This window comes from Alcaligenes aquatilis, assembly GCF_003076515.1.
Classification (GTDB): Bacteria; Pseudomonadota; Gammaproteobacteria; order Burkholderiales; family Burkholderiaceae_B; genus Alcaligenes; species Alcaligenes aquatilis.
The window spans coordinates 3,403,647-3,426,354 of record NZ_CP022390.1; the positions used below are offsets into that span (position 1 = coordinate 3,403,647).

The 22,708-nt window shown below is 56.4% G+C and carries 20 protein-coding genes; 7 read left to right on the forward strand and 13 right to left on the reverse strand.

Translation table 11 applies throughout. The features are described from left to right. Window positions 1–82: 82 nt before the first annotated feature. The 10 genes from CA948_RS15600 to CA948_RS15645 form a co-directional block, all read right to left on the reverse strand. On the reverse strand, window positions 83–1,168 hold the full coding sequence (locus CA948_RS15600) for a septal ring lytic transglycosylase RlpA family protein (RefSeq protein ID WP_108728488.1): 1,086 nt from the start codon (window positions 1,166–1,168) through the stop codon (window positions 83–85). After that, a complete protein-coding gene (gene rapZ / locus CA948_RS15605) occupies window positions 1,165–2,040 on the reverse strand; it encodes an RNase adapter RapZ (protein WP_094197862.1) in 876 nt (291 codons plus the stop codon). Before rapZ ends, CA948_RS15600 begins: the two co-directional genes overlap by 4 nt. Before the next feature lie 98 nt (window positions 2,041–2,138). Beyond that, window positions 2,139–3,065, reverse strand: a complete 927-nt coding sequence (gene hprK / locus CA948_RS15610; protein ID WP_094197861.1) for an HPr(Ser) kinase/phosphatase — start codon at window positions 3,063–3,065, stop codon at window positions 2,139–2,141. Then, on the reverse strand, window positions 3,037–3,537 hold the full coding sequence (locus CA948_RS15615) for a PTS sugar transporter subunit IIA (RefSeq protein WP_162496918.1): 501 nt from the start codon (window positions 3,535–3,537) through the stop codon (window positions 3,037–3,039). Before CA948_RS15615 ends, hprK begins: the two co-directional genes overlap by 29 nt. A gap of 151 nt (window positions 3,538–3,688) precedes the next feature. Next, window positions 3,689–4,015 (reverse strand): ribosome hibernation-promoting factor, HPF/YfiA family, encoded by a 327-nt coding sequence (gene hpf, locus CA948_RS15620; RefSeq protein WP_009458652.1) that lies wholly within the window; start codon window positions 4,013–4,015, stop codon window positions 3,689–3,691. A gap of 189 nt (window positions 4,016–4,204) precedes the next feature. After that, a complete protein-coding gene (gene lptB / locus CA948_RS15625) occupies window positions 4,205–4,996 on the reverse strand; it encodes an LPS export ABC transporter ATP-binding protein (RefSeq protein WP_094197859.1) in 792 nt (263 codons plus the stop codon). Window positions 4,997–5,014: 18 nt separating this feature from the next. Then, entirely contained in the window at window positions 5,015–5,665 is a 651-nt protein-coding gene (gene lptA, locus CA948_RS15630) for a lipopolysaccharide transport periplasmic protein LptA (RefSeq protein WP_094197858.1), read from the reverse strand. Beyond that, entirely contained in the window at window positions 5,662–6,282 is a 621-nt protein-coding gene (gene lptC / locus CA948_RS15635; protein ID WP_094197857.1) for an LPS export ABC transporter periplasmic protein LptC, read from the reverse strand. The genes lptA and lptC overlap by 4 nt, the downstream gene beginning before the upstream one ends. A gap of 2 nt (window positions 6,283–6,284) precedes the next feature. Then, complete coding sequence (locus CA948_RS15640) at window positions 6,285–6,890, reverse strand: KdsC family phosphatase (RefSeq protein ID WP_094197856.1); 606 nt, start codon at window positions 6,888–6,890, stop codon at window positions 6,285–6,287. Window positions 6,891–6,892: 2 nt separating this feature from the next. Beyond that, window positions 6,893–7,882 (reverse strand): KpsF/GutQ family sugar-phosphate isomerase, encoded by a 990-nt coding sequence (locus CA948_RS15645; protein ID WP_108728489.1) that lies wholly within the window; start codon window positions 7,880–7,882, stop codon window positions 6,893–6,895. Between the two features lie 157 nt (window positions 7,883–8,039). Here CA948_RS15645 and CA948_RS15650 point away from each other — a divergent pair, with 157 nt between their 5' ends. The 7 genes from CA948_RS15650 (at window position 8,040) to CA948_RS15680 (ending at window position 15,618) form a co-directional block, all read left to right on the forward strand. Continuing rightward, the gene (locus CA948_RS15650; RefSeq protein ID WP_108728490.1) at window positions 8,040–8,606 is read left to right on the forward strand and encodes a GbsR/MarR family transcriptional regulator; all 567 of its coding nucleotides are present in this window, start codon (window positions 8,040–8,042) and stop codon (window positions 8,604–8,606) included. Continuing rightward, a complete protein-coding gene (locus tag CA948_RS15655) occupies window positions 8,599–10,182 on the forward strand; it encodes a cytochrome ubiquinol oxidase subunit I (RefSeq protein ID WP_108728491.1) in 1,584 nt (527 codons plus the stop codon). The genes CA948_RS15650 and CA948_RS15655 overlap by 8 nt, the downstream gene beginning before the upstream one ends. 15 nt (window positions 10,183–10,197) lie before the next feature. Beyond that, complete coding sequence (gene cydB, locus CA948_RS15660) at window positions 10,198–11,349, forward strand: cytochrome d ubiquinol oxidase subunit II (protein ID WP_108728492.1); 1,152 nt, start codon at window positions 10,198–10,200, stop codon at window positions 11,347–11,349. 14 nt (window positions 11,350–11,363) lie between these two features. Beyond that, a complete protein-coding gene (cydX, locus tag CA948_RS15665; protein WP_108728493.1) occupies window positions 11,364–11,504 on the forward strand; it encodes a cytochrome bd-I oxidase subunit CydX in 141 nt (46 codons plus the stop codon). Continuing rightward, on the forward strand, window positions 11,505–13,205 hold the full coding sequence (gene cydD / locus CA948_RS15670) for a thiol reductant ABC exporter subunit CydD (protein ID WP_230019313.1): 1,701 nt from the start codon (window positions 11,505–11,507) through the stop codon (window positions 13,203–13,205). Beyond that, window positions 13,202–14,896 carry a thiol reductant ABC exporter subunit CydC gene (cydC, locus tag CA948_RS15675; protein WP_094197850.1) on the forward strand — a complete coding sequence of 565 codons (1,695 nt, stop codon included), beginning with the start codon at window positions 13,202–13,204 and terminating at the stop codon, window positions 14,894–14,896. Before cydD ends, cydC begins: the two co-directional genes overlap by 4 nt. A 170-nt stretch (window positions 14,897–15,066) precedes the next feature. Continuing rightward, window positions 15,067–15,618, forward strand: coding sequence for an adenine phosphoribosyltransferase (locus tag CA948_RS15680; protein ID WP_094197849.1), 552 nt, complete (start codon window positions 15,067–15,069; stop codon window positions 15,616–15,618). Between the two features lie 144 nt (window positions 15,619–15,762). Here CA948_RS15680 and CA948_RS15685 read toward each other — a convergent pair whose 3' ends face one another. The 3 genes from CA948_RS15685 to CA948_RS15695 form a co-directional block, all read right to left on the reverse strand. Beyond that, window positions 15,763–18,573 carry an autotransporter domain-containing protein gene (locus CA948_RS15685; RefSeq protein ID WP_108728494.1) on the reverse strand — a complete coding sequence of 937 codons (2,811 nt, stop codon included), beginning with the start codon at window positions 18,571–18,573 and terminating at the stop codon, window positions 15,763–15,765. Window positions 18,574–18,819: 246 nt separating this feature from the next. Continuing rightward, window positions 18,820–21,621 (reverse strand): autotransporter domain-containing protein, encoded by a 2,802-nt coding sequence (locus tag CA948_RS15690; protein WP_108728495.1) that lies wholly within the window; start codon window positions 21,619–21,621, stop codon window positions 18,820–18,822. 418 nt (window positions 21,622–22,039) lie between these two features. Next, window positions 22,040–22,534, reverse strand: coding sequence for a HugZ family pyridoxamine 5'-phosphate oxidase (locus CA948_RS15695; RefSeq protein ID WP_108728496.1), 495 nt, complete (start codon window positions 22,532–22,534; stop codon window positions 22,040–22,042). Window positions 22,535–22,708 lie beyond the last annotated feature (174 nt).

A 22,708-nucleotide genomic window follows, 5' to 3' on the forward strand; every position in this document is an offset into this window, starting at 1 on the left:
AAAAACACCCCAAAGCGTGGATCAATGTCCAACTTTGGGGCTGCCGTTCATGAAGGGGATGTTGTGGTGAGCTGGGTGTGGCTTAGCGGACGGCGACCGAGGGGCTCAAGCCGGTTTTTTGTTGGATGCGGTAAGCGGCATTGATAGCCTCGGTCCGGTTTTGATACGGACCAATTTGCACGCGGTACAAATCGTTGTGCATCTGAACTTGGGCGTCTCGGTACTCCACTTGCGAAATCTGGCGGTTCAGTTGCTGCGCCAATGCGGCGGCGTTTTCGCGTGCGGAGAACGCACCGAATTGCAGATAGACCCGGTTCTGACCAGACGGGGCCAGGGGTTTGCTGGCAGTTGTGGGTGAAGATTGCACGATCAGTTGCTGATCGTTCGCATCGCTGCTCCAGCTGGGTGTATCGTCCAGCTCAACAGTCAATTCTTCCGGGGGCAGAGCAGCCAGGGCGTCAGGGGTGGGCTCCAGTGTTTCGGTGATGGTCAGACTGGATTTGGGCGCTGCGGGAGCCGGCGCCGTGCGGGCAGCGGGGGCTTCAACGACATTGACCTGTTCACGACTAAAACTGCCACTACGAATTTCTTCCTGAGTGATGGATTCCACCATCACGGTGCCACTGCCGGGCGCAATTAGATCCAGTTTGGCGGCGGCAACATAGGATAAGTCGATGATGCGTGAGCTGTGGAAGGGCCCGCGGTCGTTAATGCGCACAATCACCGATTTGCCGGTTTTAGGGCGGGTGACACGGGCGTAGCTGGGAATAGGCAAGGTGGGATGTGCCGCTGTCATGGCGTACATATCGTAGGTTTCGCCATTGGCGGTTTTCTTGCCGTGGAACTTGCGCCCGTACCAAGAAGCTGTGCCGGTCTGGGTAAAGGCTTTGTGTGATTTGTGTGGAACAAAGCTTTTGCCGAGCACGGTGTAGGGACGGGTATTGCTGCGGGCGATAGGTTCTATTCGGGGAACGGCGTCGGGGGTGGCCTGCAGATTGACGGGTATTCGATCGTGGGGGCCGTCATCTTTGTAATACCCCCCTCCGCGCGGTGCTGAAACCGTAGCCCCTGGTTTGGTTTTGGCGCGCTTTGGGCTGGAGGTGCATCCAGCCAATAGGGCCAAGATGCCCAAGGCTGCACCTAATTTCAGTAAGGTCGGATGGCTCATGGCACGGGATTGATGGGAGGTTGATTGCGATGGCGTACCAGCAAAGGGGCGTAATCAGCAAAGCGCAGTGCCAGTTGTTCAGTAACGTACACGGAGCGATGTTGCCCGCCCGTGCAGCCTATGGCGACCGTCAGGTAATTGCGGGTGTCTTGCATATACAAAGGCAACCAGCGGCGTACAAAGCCCGCAATATCATCCACCATGGTTTCTACAGAGCCGAACTGGGCCAGCCATTTTGCAACTGGCTCATCGCGGCCCGTCATGGGGCGTAGTTCCGGGTCGTAGTGGGGGTTTGGCAGGCAGCGCACGTCGAAAACCAGGTCTGCATCGCCCGGTACGCCACGCTTGTAGGCAAAGGACTCGAAAGTCAACACGACACTGGCGCGATCAGCCTGTACCAGATCGCGTATCCAGGCACGCAACTGACCCGGGGTCAGGTCGGAGGTGTCGATAATGTGGCCCAGTTCACGCAAAGGGGCGGTCATTTCACGTTCGGCTTCAATGCACTCCTGCAAGGAAGGCGAGCGGCCATCCTGACGTAAACGGTCTGTCAGTGGGTGGCGGCGGCGCGACTCCGAGTACCGCTGCATCAGGGTGTGATCGTTGGCGTTCAAAAACAGCACGCGCAGGGCGTAGCCTTCTTCGTTCAGTTTGCTGATAACGCCGGGAAGGATGTCCAGATCACCAGCGCCGCGCACGTCAATGGCAACGGCAAGTCGCTCGAGCCCTTGCTCAGCAGAGCGTTCGACAAATTCGGCCAGAAATCGGGGTGGCAAGTTGTCGATGCACAGATAGCCGGTATCTTCCAGCAGGCGCAAGGCAACTGATTTTCCCGAACCGGATATGCCGGTAATCAATACAACTTTCAGCATCGTGGCAAAGGGCTCCGAGTCACTGCCCGTTGGGCAGCGGTTAGGTGAAACAGGACAAAGCCGTCAGGGCCGTTTAATGCTAACAGACCCTTAGGTGCCTAGTCTTCGCGACTATTCATGATAGCCAATGCCTGGCGTTCGATGAAGTCGCCCATGGTATCAATGCCGCGGAAGGCGAGGATGGTGTTGCGCACGGCGGCCTCTACCAGCACGGCCAGGTTTCGGCCGGCGGCCACTTGAAGCATGACGCGTTTGATATCGACCCCTAGTACTTCCTGGGTCTGGTCTTGAGTAGGCAGACGCTCGAAGCTGTCGGGGTTGGAACGAACCAGGTGCACAATTAGTTTAAGCTTCATTCTACGACGAACGGAGGTTTCGCCGAAAATGGTGCGAATGTCCAGCAAACCCAAGCCACGTACCTCTAGCAGGTTTTGCAGCAGGGGTGGGCATTGTCCGTCGATCATGTTGGGTGCGGTGCGTGAGAGCTCAACCGCATCGTCTGCGACCAGCCCGTGGCCGCGGGAGATCAGCTCCAGCGCTAATTCGCTTTTGCCCAGACCGGACTCGCCAGTGATCAGTACCCCCAGACCCAGGACATCCATGAACACGCCGTGCATGGTGATTTTGGGGGCCAGACGTTTGCCTAGATAGATGCGTAGCAGATCAATCAGCTGTGCCGCATCGATAGGGGTGTAGAGTAGCGGGATCCCTTGATCTTCGCAAAACTGGATCAAGTCATCGGGTGCAACGGCATCGTTGGCAATGAACAGGGCGGGAACCCCACCTTGCCTGAGATCATCCAGATGATGCAGGCGACGCTTGATATCAAAGCGGTGGTAGAAAGAGAGTTCTTCAGGGCCGAAAACCTGAATGCGGCCAGGGTGGATCAAGTTCAAGTGACCGACCAGGTCTGCCGCAGAGGCGCCAAGATCGGGGATAGGGCGTTGAGCAGCGTGTTTTCCGGCTGCCCAGCTTACCTCGAGCTTGTCGTTATTGTCATTGACCAGTTCTTGAACTGTCAGCATCGGGATGTTCCGCGTTGAGATCAGGGGTCTGGGTCAGGATCTGATGAATTTGAACAGGGTCCGTTTCCTGAGCAAGCGCCTGGCGGATGTCCTGATCGGCCATCAAACGGGCGATCTCGGCCAGCAGGTCCAGGTGGATTTGAGTCGCCGTTTCGGGAACCAGCAAAAAGAATAGCAGGCTGGCGGTACGGCCGTCGCTGGCGTCAAAGCGTACCGGCTCGGCCAAGCGCATGAAAACGGCACAAGGCTCTTTCAGGTCCTTGATGCGACCATGCGGGACGGCGACATCGTGGCCAAGCGCTGTGGAGCCCAGACGCTCACGCGCGATCAGGCTATGGAAAACGGCTGTCCGAGCAATGCCGTGATGGTTCTCGAAAATCAATCCGGCTTGTTCAAAAGCGCGCTTCTTGCTGGTAACAGCAAGATCCAGAACCACGTTGGACAAAGGCAAAATACGCGACAAGAGATTCATGACGGCCATTATAGGGGGGAATGTTTTTTAGCTAAACTTTTTTTGGATGGCTAACAACAGGCGGACACTGTGCCAAGAAACACAAAACCCCGAACTTTTGAAAGTACGGGGTTTGTTGGCAGGTTATCCCTGCTGTAACAGGTCGGCCTGATCAGGCTGCCGGAACTTCGAGCCGCTTGGCGGGCTCATGCGCATGGCTGTTTGCCTTTTCCTTGTATTTCAGAATCTGGCGGTCGATTTTATCGGCCAGCAGATCGATAGCAGCATACAAGTTTTCGTCTGAAGAGGCGCAGTGTATATCTTTGCCGGGAACGCGGACGGTTACTTCGGCATTGTGCTTCAGACGTTCAATGGAAAGCATAACCTGCGAGTCAACTACGTTATCGAAATGTTTTTCAATTCGACCAATTTTGCTTTTGACGTAGTCGCGAATGGCAGGAGTTATGTCAAGATTACGGCCAGTGATATTAAGGCTCATATAGGCTCTCCGTAGTAGTCAAACAACGTGTTCAAGAAGGGGAAGGTTGATCGTCTTTAGCCTCCTTACTACTGATTCTGGATATTCCAGTATACCTATATGTGGGTCAGATAACATGACCTGAATCAATCTGTGATGTGCTGGATAACCCTTGTTTTGATTGGCCCCGTTACAGGGCCAAAAATCGGCTTACATTCGGAAGTTCGATCCCAGATAAACCTTGCGCACGGCTTCGTTGTCGATGATCTCGGATGGGTGCCCGCTTGTCAGTACTGTGCCTTCGCTGATGATGTAGGCGCGGTCGCAGATGCCCAAGGTTTCGCGCACGTTATGGTCGGTAATCAGCACGCCGATATTGCGACCTTTTAGAAACTGCACAATGCGCTGAATTTCGATCACGGCGATCGGGTCTACCCCGGCAAAAGGTTCGTCTAGCAGAATAAAACGGGGATTGCTGGCGAGCGCGCGGGCAATTTCTACGCGGCGGCGCTCGCCACCAGACAGGGATAGGGCGGTATTTTGTCGGATGTGTGCAATTTGCAGTTCGCTAATCAGGGTTTCCAGGCGCTCGTTGATATCGTTCTTGCTGATGCTGCGACCGTTATCGTCCAGTTGCAGCTCCAGCACGGCGCGGATGTTTTCTTCGACCGTCAGGCGGCGAAAGACGGAGGCATCCTGAGGCAGATAGGACAGGCCCAGCCTTGCCCGCTTGTGCATGGGCATGGCGGTAATGGGCGTGCCATCAATTTCAATGCGACCTGCATCGGCGGGCACAATGCCCACAATCATATAGAAGCTGGTGGTTTTGCCAGCCCCGTTCGGGCCTAGCAGGCCGACGACTTCACCACTTTCCACGTTCAGAGAAACATCCTGCACGACCGTACGTTTGCCGTAGGTTTTGCGCAGGCCCTGTGCAATCAGGCTGCCTTTGGTTGAGTGGCTGGCGCGGGTAGGGGTAGACGGGTTGTTAGGAGCAACCATAATTCAGAGGTGTCCGGACTATTTGCGGGGGGAAGACTTGCGTTGGCATTCGGCCAGAGCAGCGTCGGCATTGGCGCGTGGGCGGGCCACGGAGCGAACCCGGCCATCCCGGGTGGCGGAGTCCGAGCCACCAAAGGCCTGGTACGTGCCATCTTTTTGGCGATAGATAATGCGTTGGCCCTGGACGGAGTCTTGCAACTTGCCGCAAACATAACGGTTGACGACAGCCTTGCCAATCAGTTCGACCTCTTCGGTTTTACCGTTGTAAATAGCTCGGACACCTTCGGCGACCATCAATTCAAATTTGGCCGGGTCTTCCTGTCGAATGGTGACGCGGGCGCGCTCGCTGACCGTGGCCGTGCCATGCTGGAATCCTTCCGCATCTTGCTCGATGGCCAATTGGTCTGCCATTAAGGTCATGGCGCCACGGGTCAGGATGATATTGCCTTTGTAGATCGTCTGCTTGGCAATATCGTCGTAAGTCAGGGTGTCGGACAGCACGGAGGTGTCCGGTTCGGCAGCAGCAGAGGCCGCTGCTTGTGCCAGAGCCGGGGCCGTGGGCAGCAAAGCCAGGGTTACAGTGCTCAGGCACAGGGCCAAAGCACCACGCAAAAGGCTAAAAGAGAGCATGGGCTTGTGGCTCAGGCGGGCGCTGTCAGGCGTGGTCATGGAGGGGAATCCTTAGAGCTATTGGAAGAACGCGCTTTTTGTGTTTGTTGGCCCGAGATTTTAACGTCGGATTCCGACATGACGTTCAATTGACGAACGCGATTATCGTAACGCATCCCGGTACCGCGCATGGTGGACTGGCCGTTGACGACCAATGCAGGTTCGTTGGTGTAGACCACATCCTCTTCAGGCAGGATGATCAGTACTTCGCTGCGCACATCCATGGCCTCGTCCTCGGGTGTGGCCAGGCGGTGGATGTGGGCATTGCCTTTCATCGTGATCACATCACCACCTGCATTCATATGTGCGGTGTCGGAGGTGGCAATGGTCAGCGGCGAGTTCGCTCGGTTGCTGACTGCACGCGGGGAGGTAATGTCGTGCGAGTCGTCATCCGGGTAATGGTAAGCAATCTTGCCGTCTAGCCTGCTGATGGCCATCCCGGTTTGGTCAGAGCTGATCATGGTGAAGTTGCGCGCCCAGGAGTCGGGCTCGTGGGTCACACGGCGCGGCGGATCAATGGCAACCGAGCGTTGGGTGTAGTCGACCGCCCACAATGTTGCCAGCACCAGCATGGCCAGCAACAGCAGGGAAATGACGGTAGGCAGACGGTCACGCATGATTACTGAATGACTCCTGTCGTCTTTAAGGGGCCACCGGTAATAAAGGCGGCAAGGCGGCCCTGGGAGGCCAGGATGGCATCACAACATTCACGCACGGCACCGTGGCCGGCAGGCTGCGTGGCCACCCAGCTGGCAATTTGGCTAATGTAGAAAGGGGCTTCGGGCACACTGGCGGAAAATCCCACGCGTTGCATGGCCGGCAAATCGATCAAATCGTCGCCCATATAACCCATTTCGCTTAACGATAAGCCGTTTTCCTGGGCTAGTTGGGTCAGGATAGCAATCTTGTCACGTACGCCCTGATGGACAAAAGGAATGCCCAGCTCGGCAGCGCGACGTGACACGATACCGCTTTCGCGTCCGGTAATCAGGGCTACATGAATGCCACTTTCCCCCAGCATGCGCAAACCGTGGCCGTCCAGAGCGTGAAAGCTCTTGAATTCCTCGCCGTTAGCGCTGTACCACAGGCGTCCGTCGGTCAGCACACCGTCCACGTCAAATACCATCATGCGCAGCTGACGTAATTGGCTGCGTATGTTCTCGGGCAACTTGGCCAGGATTTGAGCTTCAGCGGGGTGGAGCGGGATGGTGGGCGTATTCATCATGATCAGATTACCTTTGCAGCCAACAGGTCGTGCATGTGCAGAGCTCCCAATAGTAGCCCGTTTGTGTCCAATACCAGCATTTGGCTGATACGCAAGGCATCCATTTGCTCGGCCGCTTCAATGGCCAGGGCGTCGGCAGCAATGCTGCGCGGTTCGCGTGACATGCCTTCGGACACGGGCAGCTTGCGTATGTCGCCCGCGCGTGCAATCAGGCGGCGCAAGTCGCCATCAGTGAACATCCCCACGGGATGGCCTTGCGAGTCAGTGACAATGGTCATGCCCATGCCTTTGCTGGACATTTCTATCAGGGCATCGGGAACCAGGGTCTCGGGGGAAACAATGGGCAATTGTTCGCCGCTGCGCATGATATCGCGCACAAACGTCAGTAATTGACGACCCAGCGCGCCACCGGGGTGGGAGCGAGCGAAATCTTCACGGCTAAAGCCACGTGCTTCCAGACAGGCAACGGCCAGTGCATCGCCTAATACTAAAGCGGCCGTGGTGCTGGCCGTAGGAGCCAGGTTGAGTGGGCAGGCTTCGTGCTCCACATGTGCGTCCAGATGCAGGTCAGCATTTTGCGCCAGTTCGGATTGGGCGTTGCCGGTAATGGCAATCAGCTTGGCTCCCATGCGACGCAGCACAGTCAGCACCGTGACCAGCTCCTGGGCCTGGCCGGAGTAGGAGATGGCAATCACTACATCCTGCTTGGTAATCATGCCCAAATCACCGTGCAGGGCTTCGGCAGCGTGCATGAAAAAAGCGGGGGTGCCGGTTGAGGCCAGCGTAGCGGCTATCTTGCGTGCCACATGGCCGGACTTGCCGATGCCCGTCACCACCACGCGACCCTGGCAGTGCACCAGCAGCTTGGTGGCTTCTACAAAACTTTGGTCCAGACGTCCGCCCAGCGCTTGTAACGCGTCAACTTCAATGGCGAAGGTGCGTTGTGCTGAAGACAGGATATGTGCAGGATCTAAAAGTGCCGATGTATTCATGGCGAAATTGTAAACGTGAAGTGTGTGCTTGGCATGCAGATTTGCAGGAGGCAAATTGTAAGGCCAGATGCCCTTTGACCAGTGGCAGACAGATTAGTTTAGGGTTAAGATACGTCTTGTATTGTAATTTCAGTAATTACTGAAAATTCAGGAAGCCATGAATTTAGGACCACAGGCAGAGCGTTTTATTCTGCACTTCGGGGAGATGGGCGGGCGCTGGGGGGTCAACCGGACGGTAGGCCAGATCTATGCCTTGCTGTTCATTGCCCCTGAAGCCCTTCACGCCGACGAGATTGCTGAAACGCTCGGCATCTCCCGTTCCAATGTCAGCATGAGCTTGCGCGAATTGCAGTCCTGGCGACTGGTCAACATGACGCACAAGATCGGCGAGCGCCGCGAATACTTTGAATCTCCCAATGATGTTTGGGATATTTTTCGTACTCTGGTGGAAGAAAAGCGCAAGCGCGAGATTGATCCCACATTGACCTTATTGCGAAGTATCCTTATGGAAGCTCCCGTCAATGACGAAGAAGCATACGGGCAGCAACGCATTAATGAAATGCTGGAATTGATCGAGTTGGCTTGTGGTTGGTTTGACGAGGTTCATCACTTACCGCCTGAGACCCTGCAAAATCTGATGCGTTTAGGTAGCAAAGTTCAGAAAGTGCTGGGTTTCGCCGGAAAGATTCGCAAAGCTGATCAAACTGGGGATCGTCATGATTGATCTGGATGTTGTTACCTTATCGCGGTTGCAGTTTGCTTCCACCGCGATGTTTCACTTTTTATTTGTTCCCTTGACGCTAGGCCTGTCTTTTTTGCTGGCCATTATGGAAAGCGTCTATGTCATGACGGGCAAAGCCATCTGGCGCCGCATGACCAAATTCTGGGGCGTGCTCTTTGGCATTAACTTTGCCCTGGGTGTGGCCACCGGGATTGTGATGGAATTTCAGTTCGGCATGAACTGGGCCTATTACAGTCACTATGTAGGCGATATTTTCGGAGCGCCACTTGCCATTGAAGGATTGATGGCTTTTTTCTTGGAAGCAACCTTTGTCGGCCTGTTCTTTTTCGGCTGGGATCGTCTCTCCAAACTGGGACACCTGATCGTTACCTGGCTCGTTGCTATCGGCACCAATCTGTCGGCCTTGTGGATTCTGGTCGCCAATGGCTGGATGCAGAACCCGGTCGGCGCCATCTTCAACCCCCACACAATGCGTATGGAAATGACCGACTTTGCCGAGGTCATTCTCAATCCTGTCGCACAAGCCAAAGTTGTTCATACCGTCAGTGCCGGTTACGTGCTCGGTGCCATGTTCGTCATGGGCATCAGTGCCTGGTACCTGCTGCGTGGTCGCCATATAGATCTGGCCAAGCGCTCGATGACGGTAGCGGCCAGTTTTGGCTTGGCGGCGTCCCTGTCCGTGGTGGTGCTGGGTGATGAAAGCGGTTATCTCACCACTGAACACCAGCAAATGAAGATTGCGGCCATGGAGTCCATGTGGGAAACCGAGGAAGCGCCGGCCAGTTTCAATCTCCTGGCCTGGCCTGATCAGGAAGCCCGTGAGAACCGCTTTGCCGTGGAAATTCCGTGGGTGATGGGTTTGATCGGGACGCGCTCAGTCAGCACTCCTATGCTGGGTATCAATGAGCTGGTCGAGCATGCCAAGATCCGTATTGCCAATGGCTTGCGCGCTTATGAAGCTCTGCAGTTAGTTCGCGCTGATGCGGGCAATATCGAGGCTCGCCGCGTCTTTGACAATAACTGGAAAGACCTGGGCTACGCCTTGTTGCTCAAGCGCTATACAGATGACATCACCAAGGCCGATACCGATACCATCGCCCAGGCCGCCTGGGACACGGTGCCGCAGGTTGCGCCTTTGTTCTGGAGCTTCCGCGTCATGGTGGCTTTGGGTCTGTACTTTATCCTGTTCTTTGGGGTGGCCTTTTTCCTGGCATCGCGTGACCGTCTGCAACGTCACCCGCGCCTGCTCAAAGCGGCGGTCTGGAGCATTCCCCTGCCTTGGATTGCGATTGAGTGTGGCTGGTTTGTGGCCGAATTTGGACGTCAGCCCTGGGCGATTGAAGGTGTCTTGCCGACTTACTACGCAGCTTCTGGCCTGTCCTTTGTAGACCTGATGATCAGTATGACGATCTTCCTGTTGCTCTACGGCACCTTGGCGGTGATTGGTATCAAGGTCATGCTGCATTCAATTCGCAAAGGTCCGGACGAGGCTGGCGAGGCCGCCACACCTTCCGCTTTGTCTTATGGTTCGCGCAACGCTCCGTTGCTGCGCGGTTAAGGAGGGGGAACCATCATGGATAATCTGATTCTTCTCGATTACGACACCTTGCGCATCATCTGGTGGTTGCTGCTGGGCGTTTTGCTGGCTGCCTTTGCCATCATGGACGGGGCTGACCTTGGGGTGGCGATGGTGCTGCCACTGGTTGCTCGCAGTGATGATGAGCGGCGCACGCTGTACAACGTGATCGGCCCGGTCTGGGAAGGTAACCAGGTCTGGTTGATCGTGGCCGGTGGTGTGGCCTTTGCGGCCTGGCCCTTGCTGTATGCCATGGCTTTTTCGGGTTTTTACTTGGCCATGATGCTGCTTTTGGTGGCTTTGATTGTGCGCCCGGTTGCCATCAAGTACCGCAGCAAGCTCAGCTCGTCACGCTGGCGGCGTAACTGGGACGCGGTCTGGACCGCTTCCGGTCTGGTTTGTGCCCTGGTGTTTGGTGTGGCAATTGGTAATGTCATGCTGGGCGTGCCGTTCGGCTTTGATGAAACAACGTTGCGCCCGATGTACGAAGGCAATTTCTTCGGTCTGTTCCAGCCTTTCGCCATCCTGTGCGGGTTGCTCAGCGTCTTGATGTTGGCATTCCAAGGGGCGGTAGTGGTTGCTTGGAAGGGTAGTGATCATGTGGCTCGCCGTGCGCGTGCCTGGGCCAAGCCTTTGGGCTTGCTGTCTATCGTGGCTTTTGCGGTCGGTGGCTGGTGGATTAGCGCCATGAATGGCTACAGCATGCCTTGGCCCGAAGTGGCCCATGCCATGTCCAACCCCATTGGCAAAACGGTTGAAATGGTCGAAGGCGCCTGGTTGGCCAACTACCGGACCTGGCCTGCCTTGTGGGCGGCGCCCATTGTCGGCTTTGCAGGTTTGTTGCTGGGCGCCTTGTTGGCTGGCCGTGGTCGTGGCTTGCTGGCTTTGCTGTTCTCGTCCCTGGCCTTGGCGGGCATTATCCTAACCTTTGGTTTTGCGGTATTTCCTTTCTTGCTGCCTTCGTCTTTGAACCCCGGCTCCAGCCTGACCTTGTTTGATGCCTCGGCCAGTCATCTGACCTTGTGGATCATGTTGCTGGTGACCTTGGTGTTCTTGCCCATCATCGTGCTCTATACCTCCTGGGTGTATAGCGTAATGCGTGGCAAGGTGTCGGTTGCCAGCATGAAAGACTCTTCTCATTCTTACTAAGGAGGCCAGCGCATATGTGGTACTTCTCTTGGATTCTCGGCTTGGGTCTGGCCTGCGCATTTTCCATTCTGAATGCGATGTGGTTCGAGTTGCGTGAGAACACGGCTTTACAGAACGCGACATCTTCCAAAGCTAATGCAGATATCGAGGTTTGATTGACCCCGCAAAGTCCAACGGCGCAACAGTGGCTGGGGCAATTCTCCAGCCGAGCCCGCACGGCTTTGCGGGCCTCTATGCTGGCCCCGGTGCTGGCGGGCGCTTTACTGATCCCCCAGGCCTGGTTGCTGGCAAAGATTGTGCAGGCAATTGTGGTCGATGGTCTGCCTTGGACAGGGCAGCTTTTTTCTATCCTGATGGTGGCCGCACTCTTGCTGCTGCGCGCCGCCATTTCCGCTTTGGGCGAGCGTCGTGCGCAAAAGGTTTCAGAGCAACTGAAACAAGGGCTGCGCTCTGAGTTGTTTGCCCGCTTGTTCCGGAGTACGGTGCCTCGTTTACGGGCCAGCAACAGCGGTGAGCTCTCTACCAGTTTGATCACGCAAATCGAAGCCCTGGATGGCTTTGTGACGCGCTATATCCCTTGCATGGCGGCCGCCGCACTGGTGCCTTTGGCACTGGTGTTGGCAGTCTTGCCGGTCGATGGCATTGTTTCCTTGATTCTTTTGTTGAGCACGCCTCTGATTCCTTTGTTCATGGCCCTGGTTGGCTGGGGGGCGGAGGCCGCCAGCCGGGAGCAACAACAAACAACCTTGCGCCTGTCTGGCTTTTTTGCCGACCGGCTGCGCGGAATTTTTACCTTGAGCCTGATGGGGCGCGGACAGGACGAGCTGCAGCGTGTGGAGCTGGCTAGTCAGGAGCTACGCACACGCACCATGAAAGTGCTACGCATCGCGTTCTTGTCATCGGCCGTGCTGGAGTTTTTTGCGGCATTGGGTGTGGCTGGGATCGCTGTTTATATCGGTTTGGGTTATCTGGGCTATCTGGGTGAGTCTTTTGCCGGTGTCAGCTTGCAGCAGGGTTTGTTCTGTTTGCTCCTGGCTCCAGAGGCTTACCAGCCCTTGCGCCAATTAGCCGCCAATTATCACGATCGGGCGGCAGCACGTGCCGCTGCGGTAGAGGTCGACAGACTGTGGGCGAACCTGGGACAAGACTTGATTCCTGCTGCTCCCACCAGTGCAGACGTTAAAACTGTTTTTCCGAATTTGCCGGTCTTGGTGCTGCGGCAGCTGCATTTGCCACAGTTGGGCGGGCAGGGGACCTTGTTGGAAGTGCCCGGTCTGCAACTCTATATCAATCAGTCTTACGCGGTGCTGGGGGCCAGTGGTTCGGGCAAGACCAGTTTGCTGGAAAGCCTGATTGGTTTGCGCCCTTTGGCACAGGGCGAAATTCTGCTGCGTAACAGTGATACGGCCGGGCGCCTGCTGACGCGCCATGATGGGGTTGTGCTGATTTCCCAGCAGGCTTTTTTAGCCATGGGTACGATTGCTGACGGCCTGCGTCTGGCTGCCCCTCAAGCTAGTGATGATCAGTTGTGGCAAGCCTTGGAACAAGCCTGTGCGGCCGAGTTCGTGCGCGCTTTGCCTGATGGTTTGCAAACGGCTCTGGGTGAGGGTGGATTTGGTCTTTCCGGTGGGCAGATTCAGCGCCTGGCATTGGCCCGCCTGTTTTTGACCGATCCGCATGTGGTTTTGCTGGACGAACCTAGTTCCCGCCTGGATGCGGCGACACGGGATCGCGTTATGCACAATATTCTGCGTTTTTGTCAGGGACGCTGTCTGGTCGTAGCCACGCATGACCAGGAGCTGGCGGCAATGTGCTCGAATCAACTGCACATCGCCCAAGGAGTTCTGACGACATGAAAGCGTGGTTTCGTCTTTTAGGCTCCAGCCTGCGCGCACGACGTGGTGCCGTATTGTTTACGGTTCTGTTGGCGATCAGCACAGTAGCGGCGGGTGTGGGCCTTCTGGGAGTGGCGGGCTGGTTCCTGAGCAGCGCCTTCCTGGCCGCTATGGGTATCGTATTCAACCTGTTCGGTCCTTCGGCCATGATTCGTGGCCTGTCTTTCTGGCGTATCGCCTCACGCTATTTGGAGCGAGTGGTTGGACATGCCCTGACCCTGGATCTGCAGGTACGTATTCGTAGCCTGGTTTTTGGACGATTGAGCCGGTTCAGTCAGTCGCGCCTGGCCCAGTTCCGGGATGGGGAACTGGCTTCAAGCTTGACTTCCGACGTTGCTGTGCTGGATCTGGTCCTTCTGCTGATTTTGGTGCCGCTGACTACTGCTGTCGTGGCAGCTCTGGTATTTAGCGCGGTGCTGCAAACCTGGCTGTCCTGGTGGGCGTGGTTGATTTTGGCCTGCTTGCTAATCGCTGCTTGTCTGATTCCGTATATCTGTGCCCGAGGTGCCAGCCGTGCAGCCCAGCAGGTGCATCAACTGGAGAACCGCCAGCGTGTTCTGGTGCATCAGGCGATCCGCGCCTATGCCGATATTCAGGTGTTTGCAGCTGCGGATGCCGTGCAAGAGCAAGTGGACAAGCTTGGCCAGGAACTGGGGCAAGCCCGTTTGCGCAGCAATGGCTGGGGTATTGTCGGGCAGTTTTCCCAGCAGGTCTTGATGGGTGTGGCCCTGATGATCTGCCTGCTGGTAGGAGCACAGCAAGTCAATTTGGAAGCGATGAGCGGCCCCTTATGGGTAGGCTTGGTTTTGGCTCTGTTAGGTTTGTTTGAGATCATGGCCCCCATGATGCGCGGCGCATCTCGCCTGGGAGAGGTGCAGGCGGCCAGCAATCGTTTGCTGACGATTCTGGACGAGCCTGAAGAGACCGATCAGGAGCAAGCGCAGGCCATTGTGCTGGATAAACCAGCCAGCTTGGAAATCACGGACTTGAGCTTTGCCTATGGTTCGCAGCCGGTGCTGGATCACTTGTCGCTGCAAGTCCAAGCCGGAGAGCATATTGCCATTTTTGGGCCTAGCGGCTCGGGCAAGTCCACCTTGCTGGGCGTGCTGATGCGCTTGTTGCCAGTCTCGGGCCAGCAGTATCTGATAGAGGGTGAAGCGGCCCAGGACTGGAGCCGCGCTAGCTGGTTTGATCATTGCGCTTTGCTGGCGCAGGACTCGCCGCTGTTTCTTGGCTCGGTACGCGATAACCTTTTGCTGGCTGAACCGACCGCTTCTGAGCAACAAATCTGGCAGGTTCTTCACGATGCCCAACTGGACAGTGTGGTACGCGATTTACCGCAAGGGCTGGATACCTGGTTGGGTGAAGGGGGGCAGCAGTTGTCCTTGGGGCAACAGCGTCGCCTGTGTCTGGCACGGGTACTTTTGTCACCCGCCCATATCTGGTTTCTGGACGAGCCTACAGCCAGTCTGGATGGCCCGACCAGTCAGGCTTTGATGCAGGATATTCTGGCTGCGGCGCGAGGAAAAACCGTGATTATGGCTACGCATGACACCCGTTTGCTGCCTTTGGTCGATAGCGTTTATCACTTTGAAGCGGGTCGTTTGCAGCGACAATCCGGCACTCTAGTAAATACTTTAGAGCCAAACTAAAAGGTCGCTTTGGGTCAAGTCTGCAGGGATTCTTCCCCAATCGCGTCGTATTAGTACAACTGACGGGCACAAGCCGGGTAAGCCCTTGTTGCTGCTGCCCAATTGTGTACACTTGCAACGTATCCAAGAGCGCCCTTCGCGTCCGGATTTTTTGTTGTAGAAGCTTTGACATGCAAATTGATCCCACCCAGTACATCCGTCAAATCATTCGCAATGTGCCGGACTGGCCTAAGCCAGGGGTGACTTTCCGCGATATCACCCCGGTTTTGCAAGACCCGCGTTCCTTTCGGGTGTTGATTGACTTATTTGTCTATCGTTACATGGGACAAAAACTGGATCTGGTGGCGGGTGTGGATGCACGCGGCTTTATCGTAGGTTCGGTTCTGGCCTATGAGTTGAACCTGGGTTTTGTGCCAGTGCGTAAAAAGGGCAAGCTGCCTTTCAATACCGTGGCCGAAGAGTATTCCCTGGAATATGGCAATGCCAGCGTCGAGATGCACACCGATTCCGTGCGCCCTGGTCAGCGTGTCTTGCTGATCGACGACCTGATCGCGACCGGTGGTACTTTGCTGGCTGCCGCACGTTTGCTGCAGCGCCTGGGTGCCAATGTGGTGGAAGCTGCTGCGATCATTGATCTGCCTGAGTTGGGTGGTTCTCAAGCCGTTAAGGATTCTGGCCTGTCGGTATACACCGTCTGTAGCTTTAACGAATCTGACCGCTAATTGCTATTAACCGGCGTGTGCCGGTTTGGTTTTTTAGCCTGAGTCCCTGTCATGCCTTTTGAGCATCGCAGGGATTTTTCATGCCTGTCTGTTTGATCAGACACGGGACTGACAGTACCTTGGCCCCGTGCCTTTTTGCCCTGCTTAGAAACGAACCTTCATGAACAGAGAGCCAGCATGATCCTGGTTACGGCCAAACTGTCCCTGGTAGTTCAAGCCAAAGGAGGTGCTTTTGCCGGCTTTCAGCTCGGCGCCCAGTTCGGCAACAGCGGCATTCTTGGCGATAGGCGCGCCGCTGATGCGGAAGTTGCTTCCTGGCAAGGCGGCAAAGGCCAGTTCACGCTCGGGTGTGGTGTCACCCAGGGCATGACGCCAGCCCAAACCGGCGCTCAGGGACAGGGTGGTTTTGGACAGGTCCAGTTCCGTGGTGCCGCGCAGACCCAGTGTGACGGTACTCAGGTTCTGGCGTTGCGAGTCGCCGCGCAAGGCGGCTTGGCCACCCGATTCACTGAAGGAGCCGTGGCGTAGTTGATGCCAGTTCACGCTGGCATAGGGCTCTACGCTGGAGCGAGGGCTGACCGGCATGCGGTAACCTAATTGGGCAAAGGCCTGAATGCTGTGCGCTTTGTAGTCTGCCTTCAGTGTCTCGTTCTGATGAACGGAGATGGAGCGCTCGCTGTCCAGGCTGTGGCGGGTGTAAGCACCACCAGCCAACAGATTCAGACTGCCTGAACCTAGCTCCCAAGCCTGTGTGCCGTACAGGGCCGCGCTGTAGCTATTGCTGCGCGAGCTCTGACGGCGATCATCCAGCTTGATGCGGTTTTCCAGATAGCCCAAGGAGGCGCCCATACGCCAGCCTTGCTCACCGATAGCCGTATCCCCGCCCAGGAACAGACCGCCCACTTTGTGGCGTACATCCTGGCTGTTGTCGTCACCGTCCAGATCTCGTTGTTGATGGATCACTTCGGCCCACAAGACGGTCTCTTTGCCGGTTGTATTACGTGCGCCCGAGGCTTGTTTACCCAAGGTGCGAGGCAGCAGGTCGCCGTTGCTCAGCAGAGCCGAGGTGGTGCCCGCATGGATTTGGCCTTGCAACTGTTCCATATAGCCTGCGACCTGGCTGGACTGGGCATTAAGCACCGTGTCATACAGTTCAGCCATCGCGGCTGGTGGCTGGTCCGAGCCGGTATCTAAAGCGTTAGCCACGGCTTTCTGGTTGCCGGTATTGGCAAATGTGGCAAACGGCGTGTCATTGCGCTTGATCATCAAGGATAGGCTGGGGCCGTAGAGCAGCGTTGGCGACAGGAAAGCCATGTCGTACGTAATGTGGCTGTACTGACCTGTCACACCGTTGGCGGCATCCAGAAAGGAATAGGCCACGTTCTGGCGGAAGGGGCCACCGGCCAGTTTCAGGGTGCCGTCGATATGAGCGGCACCGCCAACCACCAGACGATCTGTCGCACCTGCGGGGCCGACTTCCAGTTCATGCACCGAACCGGCATGGGCGGTGTAGTCGCCGTTGACGGTCAGGGTGCCAACTGAGTTGCCTGGAGCCAGGGTGCCGTAGTTATCAACCTTGGAGACCGTACCGGAACCACCCAGCGTTCCCTCACGCTCGACGGTTACGGCAGAGGCCAGCGTGCCATTGACGGCCAGACGACCTCCGCTGACGGTGGTGTCACCGGTATAGCTGTTATTGCCCGTCAGCTCCAAAGAGCCGGAACCGCGCTTGTGCAAGCCTCCGATACCGCTGATGTCATTGGCGAAGGTGGAGTGGTAGCCCAGCGTGTCCACATCGAACAGACGGGTAAATTGTGCGGGGCCTTGCACGGCCTTACCCACGTTCATTAAACCCCAGCCGTACGTGCTGGGGTCGCCCAGAGGGGTTGCGGTGGTCAGCAGGGTTTGTTGCAGATGATAGGCGGTGAAGTAGGGGTAGGCTTCTTTAACTAACGCTGCGGCTCCGGCCACGTGTGGCGATGCCATGGAGGTGCCGCTTTTATAAATATAGCCTCCATCCGAGTTGACGGAGTTAATGCCAGGGGCCCACTCTCCCCCTGGCGCGGTCAAACACCACTCGGCGGAAACACCACATTTATTAGCGTAGACGGCCAAAGAACCATCTTCCCCGACTGCCGTTACGGCCAGCCAGTTGTCTTTCAGTTCGGGAAACCAGTAGGGAGAGCCGGCCAGAAAATCAGGGTGGTCTTGAGACTCATTGCCGGTAGCAAATACCATCAGGGAGCCGGCCTGTACGCTGTTCTTAAAGGACTGGATAATCAGAGGCTGCGTATCTAGAGCGCCTTGAGCTGAGCCGTAGTCCAGTACATGGCAGGGTGGGGCATATGAGTCGCGGCAGTCATTGAGCCCCAGACTGCTATTAATAATAGGCAGCTTGAACTGGGCGAGATAGTTCCAGCCATTAGAGAGCATTCGATCTTGAAAGGCCCTTATATCGTCTGGAGTCGGGGTAGCGTCATCATCACCACCAGCATCATCATCGTCGTTATCGTCCTCAGCATTGATGCCGTAGGCAACAGCAAAAAGCTGGCTATTGAAGGCGACGCCGTGCATGCCTGCTTCGTCGCGTCTCGCACCAATGATTCCGGCAACATGGCTCCCGTGTCCGGCAGGAGGCTGAGTATCGACTCCTTGGCCATTGGCGTAGGGGGTATTGTTGGCAAAGTCAAAGCCCCCAGCAATGGCGCCGGCAAACTCAGGGTGATCTGCCTGAATGCCCGAGTCCAGATAACCGACCGTGACGCCTTTGCCGGTAAAGCCCAGCGAATAGGCTTTGGCTGCATTGATCATGTCCAGGCCGGGTTGACGCTTGTATTCTTTAGTGCGCCATTGTTCCAGTGAGCTCTCAGAATCGGCATGGACGATGCCAGGTAAAGTCAGGCTTAACAAAGCCAACTGCACCAACATAGAGGTGTTGCGTTTCTTGTTCGACATGTCTTATCTACTTGGATTTTCTAAGGAGGGTGGCCACTCGTTGTGAAAACCTGCCGTGGAGGTTCTCAAGGCATCTGTCATTTAACGGCATAGCCGTTTAATCCGGCAGTTATGGGCTGCTGTATTGTCGAGATCGTGTTCTTGTGGGGCCCCTGTCATGCACGCGCATCGCAGGGATTCTTGATGGCGGTCTGTTATGCCTGCCGCGGGATCGGCGGAACGCCAACCCCGCCTCGGGGCCTTAAATCAGAAACGCACCTTCATGAACAGAGAGCCCGCATGATCCTGATTACGACCAAACTGACCCTGGTAGTTCAGACCGAAGGAGGTGCTTTTGCCGGCTTTCAGCTCGGCGCCCAATTCGGCAACAGCAGCATTCTTGGCGATAGGCGCGCCGCTTACGCGGAAGCTGCTGCCGGGCAAAGCCGCAAAGGCCAGTTCACGCTCGGGTGTGGTGTCACCTAGGGCGTGACGCCAGCCCAAACCGGCGCTCAGGGACAAGGTGGTTTTGGACAGGTCCAGTTCCGTGGTGCCGCGCAGACCCAATGTGACGGTACTCAGGTTCTGGCGTTGCGAGTCGCCACGCAAGGCGGCTTGGCCACCCGATTCACTGAAGGAGCCGTGGCGTAGTTGGTGCCAATTGACGCTGGCATAAGGCTCTACGCTGGAGCGTGGGCTGACTGGCATGCGGTAACCCAGTTGGGCAAAGGCCTGAATGCTGTGCGCCTTGTAGTCCGCTTTTAGTGTTTCGTATTGGTGAACAGAGATGGAGCGCTCGCTGTCCAGGCTGTGGCGTGTGTAAGCACCACCAGCCAGCAGGTTCAGACTGCCCGAGCCCATTTCCCAAGCCTGCGTCCCGTATAGGGCTGCGCTGTAGCTATTGCTGCGCGAGGTCTGACGGCGATCATCCAGCTTGATGCGGTTTTCCAGATAGCCCAGAGAGGCGCCCATGCGCCAGCCTTGTTCGCCGATAGCCGTATCGCCACCCAGGAACAGGCCGCCTACTTTGTGGCGTACATCCTGGCTATTGTCGTCACCGTCCAGATCTCGTTGTTGATGGATCACTTCAGCCCACAGGACGGTCTCTTTGCCGGTTGTATTACGTGCGCTTGAGGCTTGTTTGCCCAAGGTGCGCGGCAGCAGGTCGCCATTGCTGAGCAGCGCCGAGGTGGTGCCGGCATGGATCTGACCTTGTAGCTGCTCCATGTAGCCTGCCACGCTGCCGGATTGTGCATTGAGCACCGTGTCATACAGTTCAGCCATAGCGGCTGGCGGTTGGTCCGAGCCGGTATCCAAGGCATTGGCCACGGCTTTCTGGTTACTTGTATTGGCAAACGCAGCGAACGGCGTGTCATTGCGTTTGATCATCAAGGACAGGCTGGGGCCGTAGAGCAGTGTGGGCGACAGGAAAGCCATGTCATAAGTGATGTGGCTGTACTGACCTGTCACACCATTAGCCGCATCCAGAAAGGAATAGGCCACGTTCTGGCGGAAGGGACCACCGGCCAGTTTCAGGGTGCCGTCGATATGGGCTGCACCGCCAACCACCAGACGATCTGTCGCACCAGCAGGACCAACTTCCAGTTCATGCACCGAACCGGCATGAGCCGTGTAGTCGCCGCTGACGGTCAAGGTGCCTACCGAATTACCTGGGGCCAGGGTGCCGTAGTTATCGACTTGTGCGACCGTACCGGAACCACCCAGCGTTCCCTCACGCTCGACGGTTACGGCAGAGGCCAGCGTGCCATTGACGGCCAGACGACCTCCGCTGACGGTGGTGTCACCGGTATAGCTGTTATTGCCCGTCAGCTCCAAAGAGCCGGAACCGCGCTTGTGCAAGCCTCCGATACCGCTGATGTCATTGGCGAAGGTGGAGTGGTAGCCCAGCGTGTCTACATCGAACAGGCGGGTAAATTGTGCGGGGCCTTGCACGGCCTTACCCACGTTCATTAAACCCCAGCCGTACGTGCTGGGGTCGCCCAGAGGGGTTGCGGTGGTCAGCAGGGTTTGCTGCAAATGGTAAGCGGTGAAATAGGGGAAAGCCTCCTTCACCAAAGCCGCTCCACCCGCGACATGCGGGGAGGCCATAGAGGTGCCGCTAAAAGCGATATAGCCACCCGAGGAATTGACTGAATTGATTCCGGGCTTGTCGTCCCCCCCTGGGGCGGCCAGACACCACTCGGCTGCCACGCCGCATTTGTTCGCATAGGAGGCTAAAGATCCATCCTCGCCCAGAGCCGTTACCGCCAGCCAATTATCTTTTAGCTCAGGAAACCAGTAGGGAGAGCCAGCCAGCAGGTCAGGGTGGTCCTGCGATTCATTGCCGGTGGCAAATACCATCAGGGAGCCTGCATCTACGCTGTTGTGAAAAGCCTCGATAGCCAGTGGCTGCCAATCCAGCACGCCTTCGGGTGAGCCGTAGTCCACGACATTACAGGGTGGTGGGGAGCTGGCATTGTTGCAACCATTGACTCCCAGGCTGCTGTTGATGATGGGCAGCTTGAACTGGGCCAAATAGTTCCAACCTTGTGAGGCAACGCGATCAAAGGCGGCGGCCGCTTCACGTGGGTCTGGTTCATAAGGATCATTGCCAAGTATGTCGTCGTCCTCATCCGCGCCGTCGTAAGCGACGGCAAAAAGCTGACTGTTGAACGCGACACCATGCATGCCAACGCCATCACGACGTGCGCCCATAATGCCCGCAACGTGGCTGCCGTGACCTGATGGAGGGTCAGAGTCGATGCCTTGGCCATTGGCGTAGGGGGTATTGGTGTTGAAATCAAAGCCACCCGCAATGGCACCGGCAAATTCGGGATGATTGCCTGCAATGCCGGAGTCCAGATAGCCGACCGTGACGCCTTTGCCGGTAAAACCCAGCGAATAGGCTTGGGCGGCGTTGATCATGTCCAGGCCAGGCTGACGTTTGTATTCTTTAGTCCGCCATTGTTGCAGCGAGCTATCTGGTTCCGCGTGGGCGGTGCCAGGCAAAACCAGGCTCAATAAGGCCATTTGCACCAGCACATAGGTGCTGCGTCTCTTGTTCGACATCTCTTCCTCTCCAGGGTGTTTTTCTATGCGTGGCGGCAACTCGTTGTGAGGTCGTGTTGTCGGGTCCATGCGTGCTATTTAACGTCGTATCTGTTGAATCTTATAGCGGTCAAATTTACGTTTTGTCATGTTTAGCGTTTGAAACATGCGAAAACGTGCGACTGAGTCGGGGAGCCTGGATAGAGAGTGGCGATTCTTCTTGTGAACAAGGCGTTTAATTGATGATCTGGTTTCTGTGTCTGAAAACCAGTTAGTGATGATTTTGTTGCACGGGTTGCAACATTTGGGATGTTGACTGGAGCCTGGAAGGGGTGAAGGTACCCCTGTTTGCTGCTGTTTTAAGGTGCTTTAACGTGGTGATGACCGGAGCGGGATTTCAGCGCTTCCAAGGGTGGCTGTGATTTCAAACCCAGGGACCTTAATTGGCCACAGGCTCTGCCAGCAAGGTGCGTACCAGTTCTGGTTTCAATGTTCGTGCCGCTGCAAACCCGGCAATATGGCGCACCCTGACCAGGTCCAGCGCGAAGAAATGGAAGTCCGTGAAACTGCTCAGAAACTCCATATCGGGAAAGCGGGCGGTATAGGCCTGCTTGGCTTGTTCCCAGTCGGGCTGCTCGCGCTCCAGTTTGCGAGCCAGCATCTGAAAGGTGACGCGGGGTAGGTCATGGACGGCATCCTGACCGTGTTCGCTTTGGCTGATCATCAGGCTGGCATCGGGGCGTTGTAGCAAATAACGGGTGTGAGCCGCCATTTCGCTGATGTGGATGATGATGCTGGCTTGTTCGGGGCAGATCGCAAAGGGGACGCGGGAGACTACCGGCAATCCCTGATTGCTGAGTGTGCCTAAAGACGCAGTGCGTTCGCTTTGGAGCAGGGCCTGCAGGCTGATTAGCAATGGATCATCAACAGACATAAAACCCCTATTCTGAAAAAGCTTCCATACTGCGTTTTGGGCTACATGTGCCTCGAGGGGGCGTTGCTTGGGTTGCCCCGTAGAAAAGTGCTCAACGTGGCACCTTCGCATAGCTGCCATCCGAAGAGTACCCTTGAGAATAGCCCAGCCAGGAAAAAGTCCCTCATGCTGCGC

What these genes read in the sequence shown, in the direction of transcription:
- CA948_RS15600 (WP_108728488.1), bottom strand. Translation starts at nt 1,168, where the DNA reads ATGAGCCATCCGACCTTACTGAAATTAGGTGCAGCCTTGGGCATCTTG.
- rapZ (WP_094197862.1), bottom strand. Translation starts at nt 2,040, where the DNA reads ATGCTGAAAGTTGTATTGATTACCGGCATATCCGGTTCGGGAAAATCA.
- hprK (WP_094197861.1), bottom strand. Translation starts at nt 3,065, where the DNA reads ATGCTGACAGTTCAAGAACTGGTCAATGACAATAACGACAAGCTCGAG.
- CA948_RS15615 (WP_162496918.1), bottom strand. Translation starts at nt 3,537, where the DNA reads ATGAATCTCTTGTCGCGTATTTTGCCTTTGTCCAACGTGGTTCTGGAT.
- hpf (WP_009458652.1), bottom strand. Translation starts at nt 4,015, where the DNA reads ATGAGCCTTAATATCACTGGCCGTAATCTTGACATAACTCCTGCCATT.
- lptB (WP_094197859.1), bottom strand. Translation starts at nt 4,996, where the DNA reads ATGGTTGCTCCTAACAACCCGTCTACCCCTACCCGCGCCAGCCACTCA.
- lptA (WP_094197858.1), bottom strand. Translation starts at nt 5,665, where the DNA reads ATGACCACGCCTGACAGCGCCCGCCTGAGCCACAAGCCCATGCTCTCT.
- lptC (WP_094197857.1), bottom strand. Translation starts at nt 6,282, where the DNA reads ATGCGTGACCGTCTGCCTACCGTCATTTCCCTGCTGTTGCTGGCCATG.
- CA948_RS15640 (WP_094197856.1), bottom strand. Translation starts at nt 6,890, where the DNA reads ATGATGAATACGCCCACCATCCCGCTCCACCCCGCTGAAGCTCAAATC.
- CA948_RS15645 (WP_108728489.1), bottom strand. Translation starts at nt 7,882, where the DNA reads ATGAATACATCGGCACTTTTAGATCCTGCACATATCCTGTCTTCAGCA.
- CA948_RS15650 (WP_108728490.1), top strand. Translation starts at nt 8,040, where the DNA reads ATGAATTTAGGACCACAGGCAGAGCGTTTTATTCTGCACTTCGGGGAG.
- CA948_RS15655 (WP_108728491.1), top strand. Translation starts at nt 8,599, where the DNA reads ATGATTGATCTGGATGTTGTTACCTTATCGCGGTTGCAGTTTGCTTCC.
- cydB (WP_108728492.1), top strand. Translation starts at nt 10,198, where the DNA reads ATGGATAATCTGATTCTTCTCGATTACGACACCTTGCGCATCATCTGG.
- cydX (WP_108728493.1), top strand. Translation starts at nt 11,364, where the DNA reads ATGTGGTACTTCTCTTGGATTCTCGGCTTGGGTCTGGCCTGCGCATTT.
- cydC (WP_094197850.1), top strand. Translation starts at nt 13,202, where the DNA reads ATGAAAGCGTGGTTTCGTCTTTTAGGCTCCAGCCTGCGCGCACGACGT.
- CA948_RS15680 (WP_094197849.1), top strand. Translation starts at nt 15,067, where the DNA reads ATGCAAATTGATCCCACCCAGTACATCCGTCAAATCATTCGCAATGTG.
- CA948_RS15685 (WP_108728494.1), bottom strand. Translation starts at nt 18,573, where the DNA reads ATGTCGAACAAGAAACGCAACACCTCTATGTTGGTGCAGTTGGCTTTG.
- CA948_RS15690 (WP_108728495.1), bottom strand. Translation starts at nt 21,621, where the DNA reads ATGTCGAACAAGAGACGCAGCACCTATGTGCTGGTGCAAATGGCCTTA.
- CA948_RS15695 (WP_108728496.1), bottom strand. Translation starts at nt 22,534, where the DNA reads ATGTCTGTTGATGATCCATTGCTAATCAGCCTGCAGGCCCTGCTCCAA.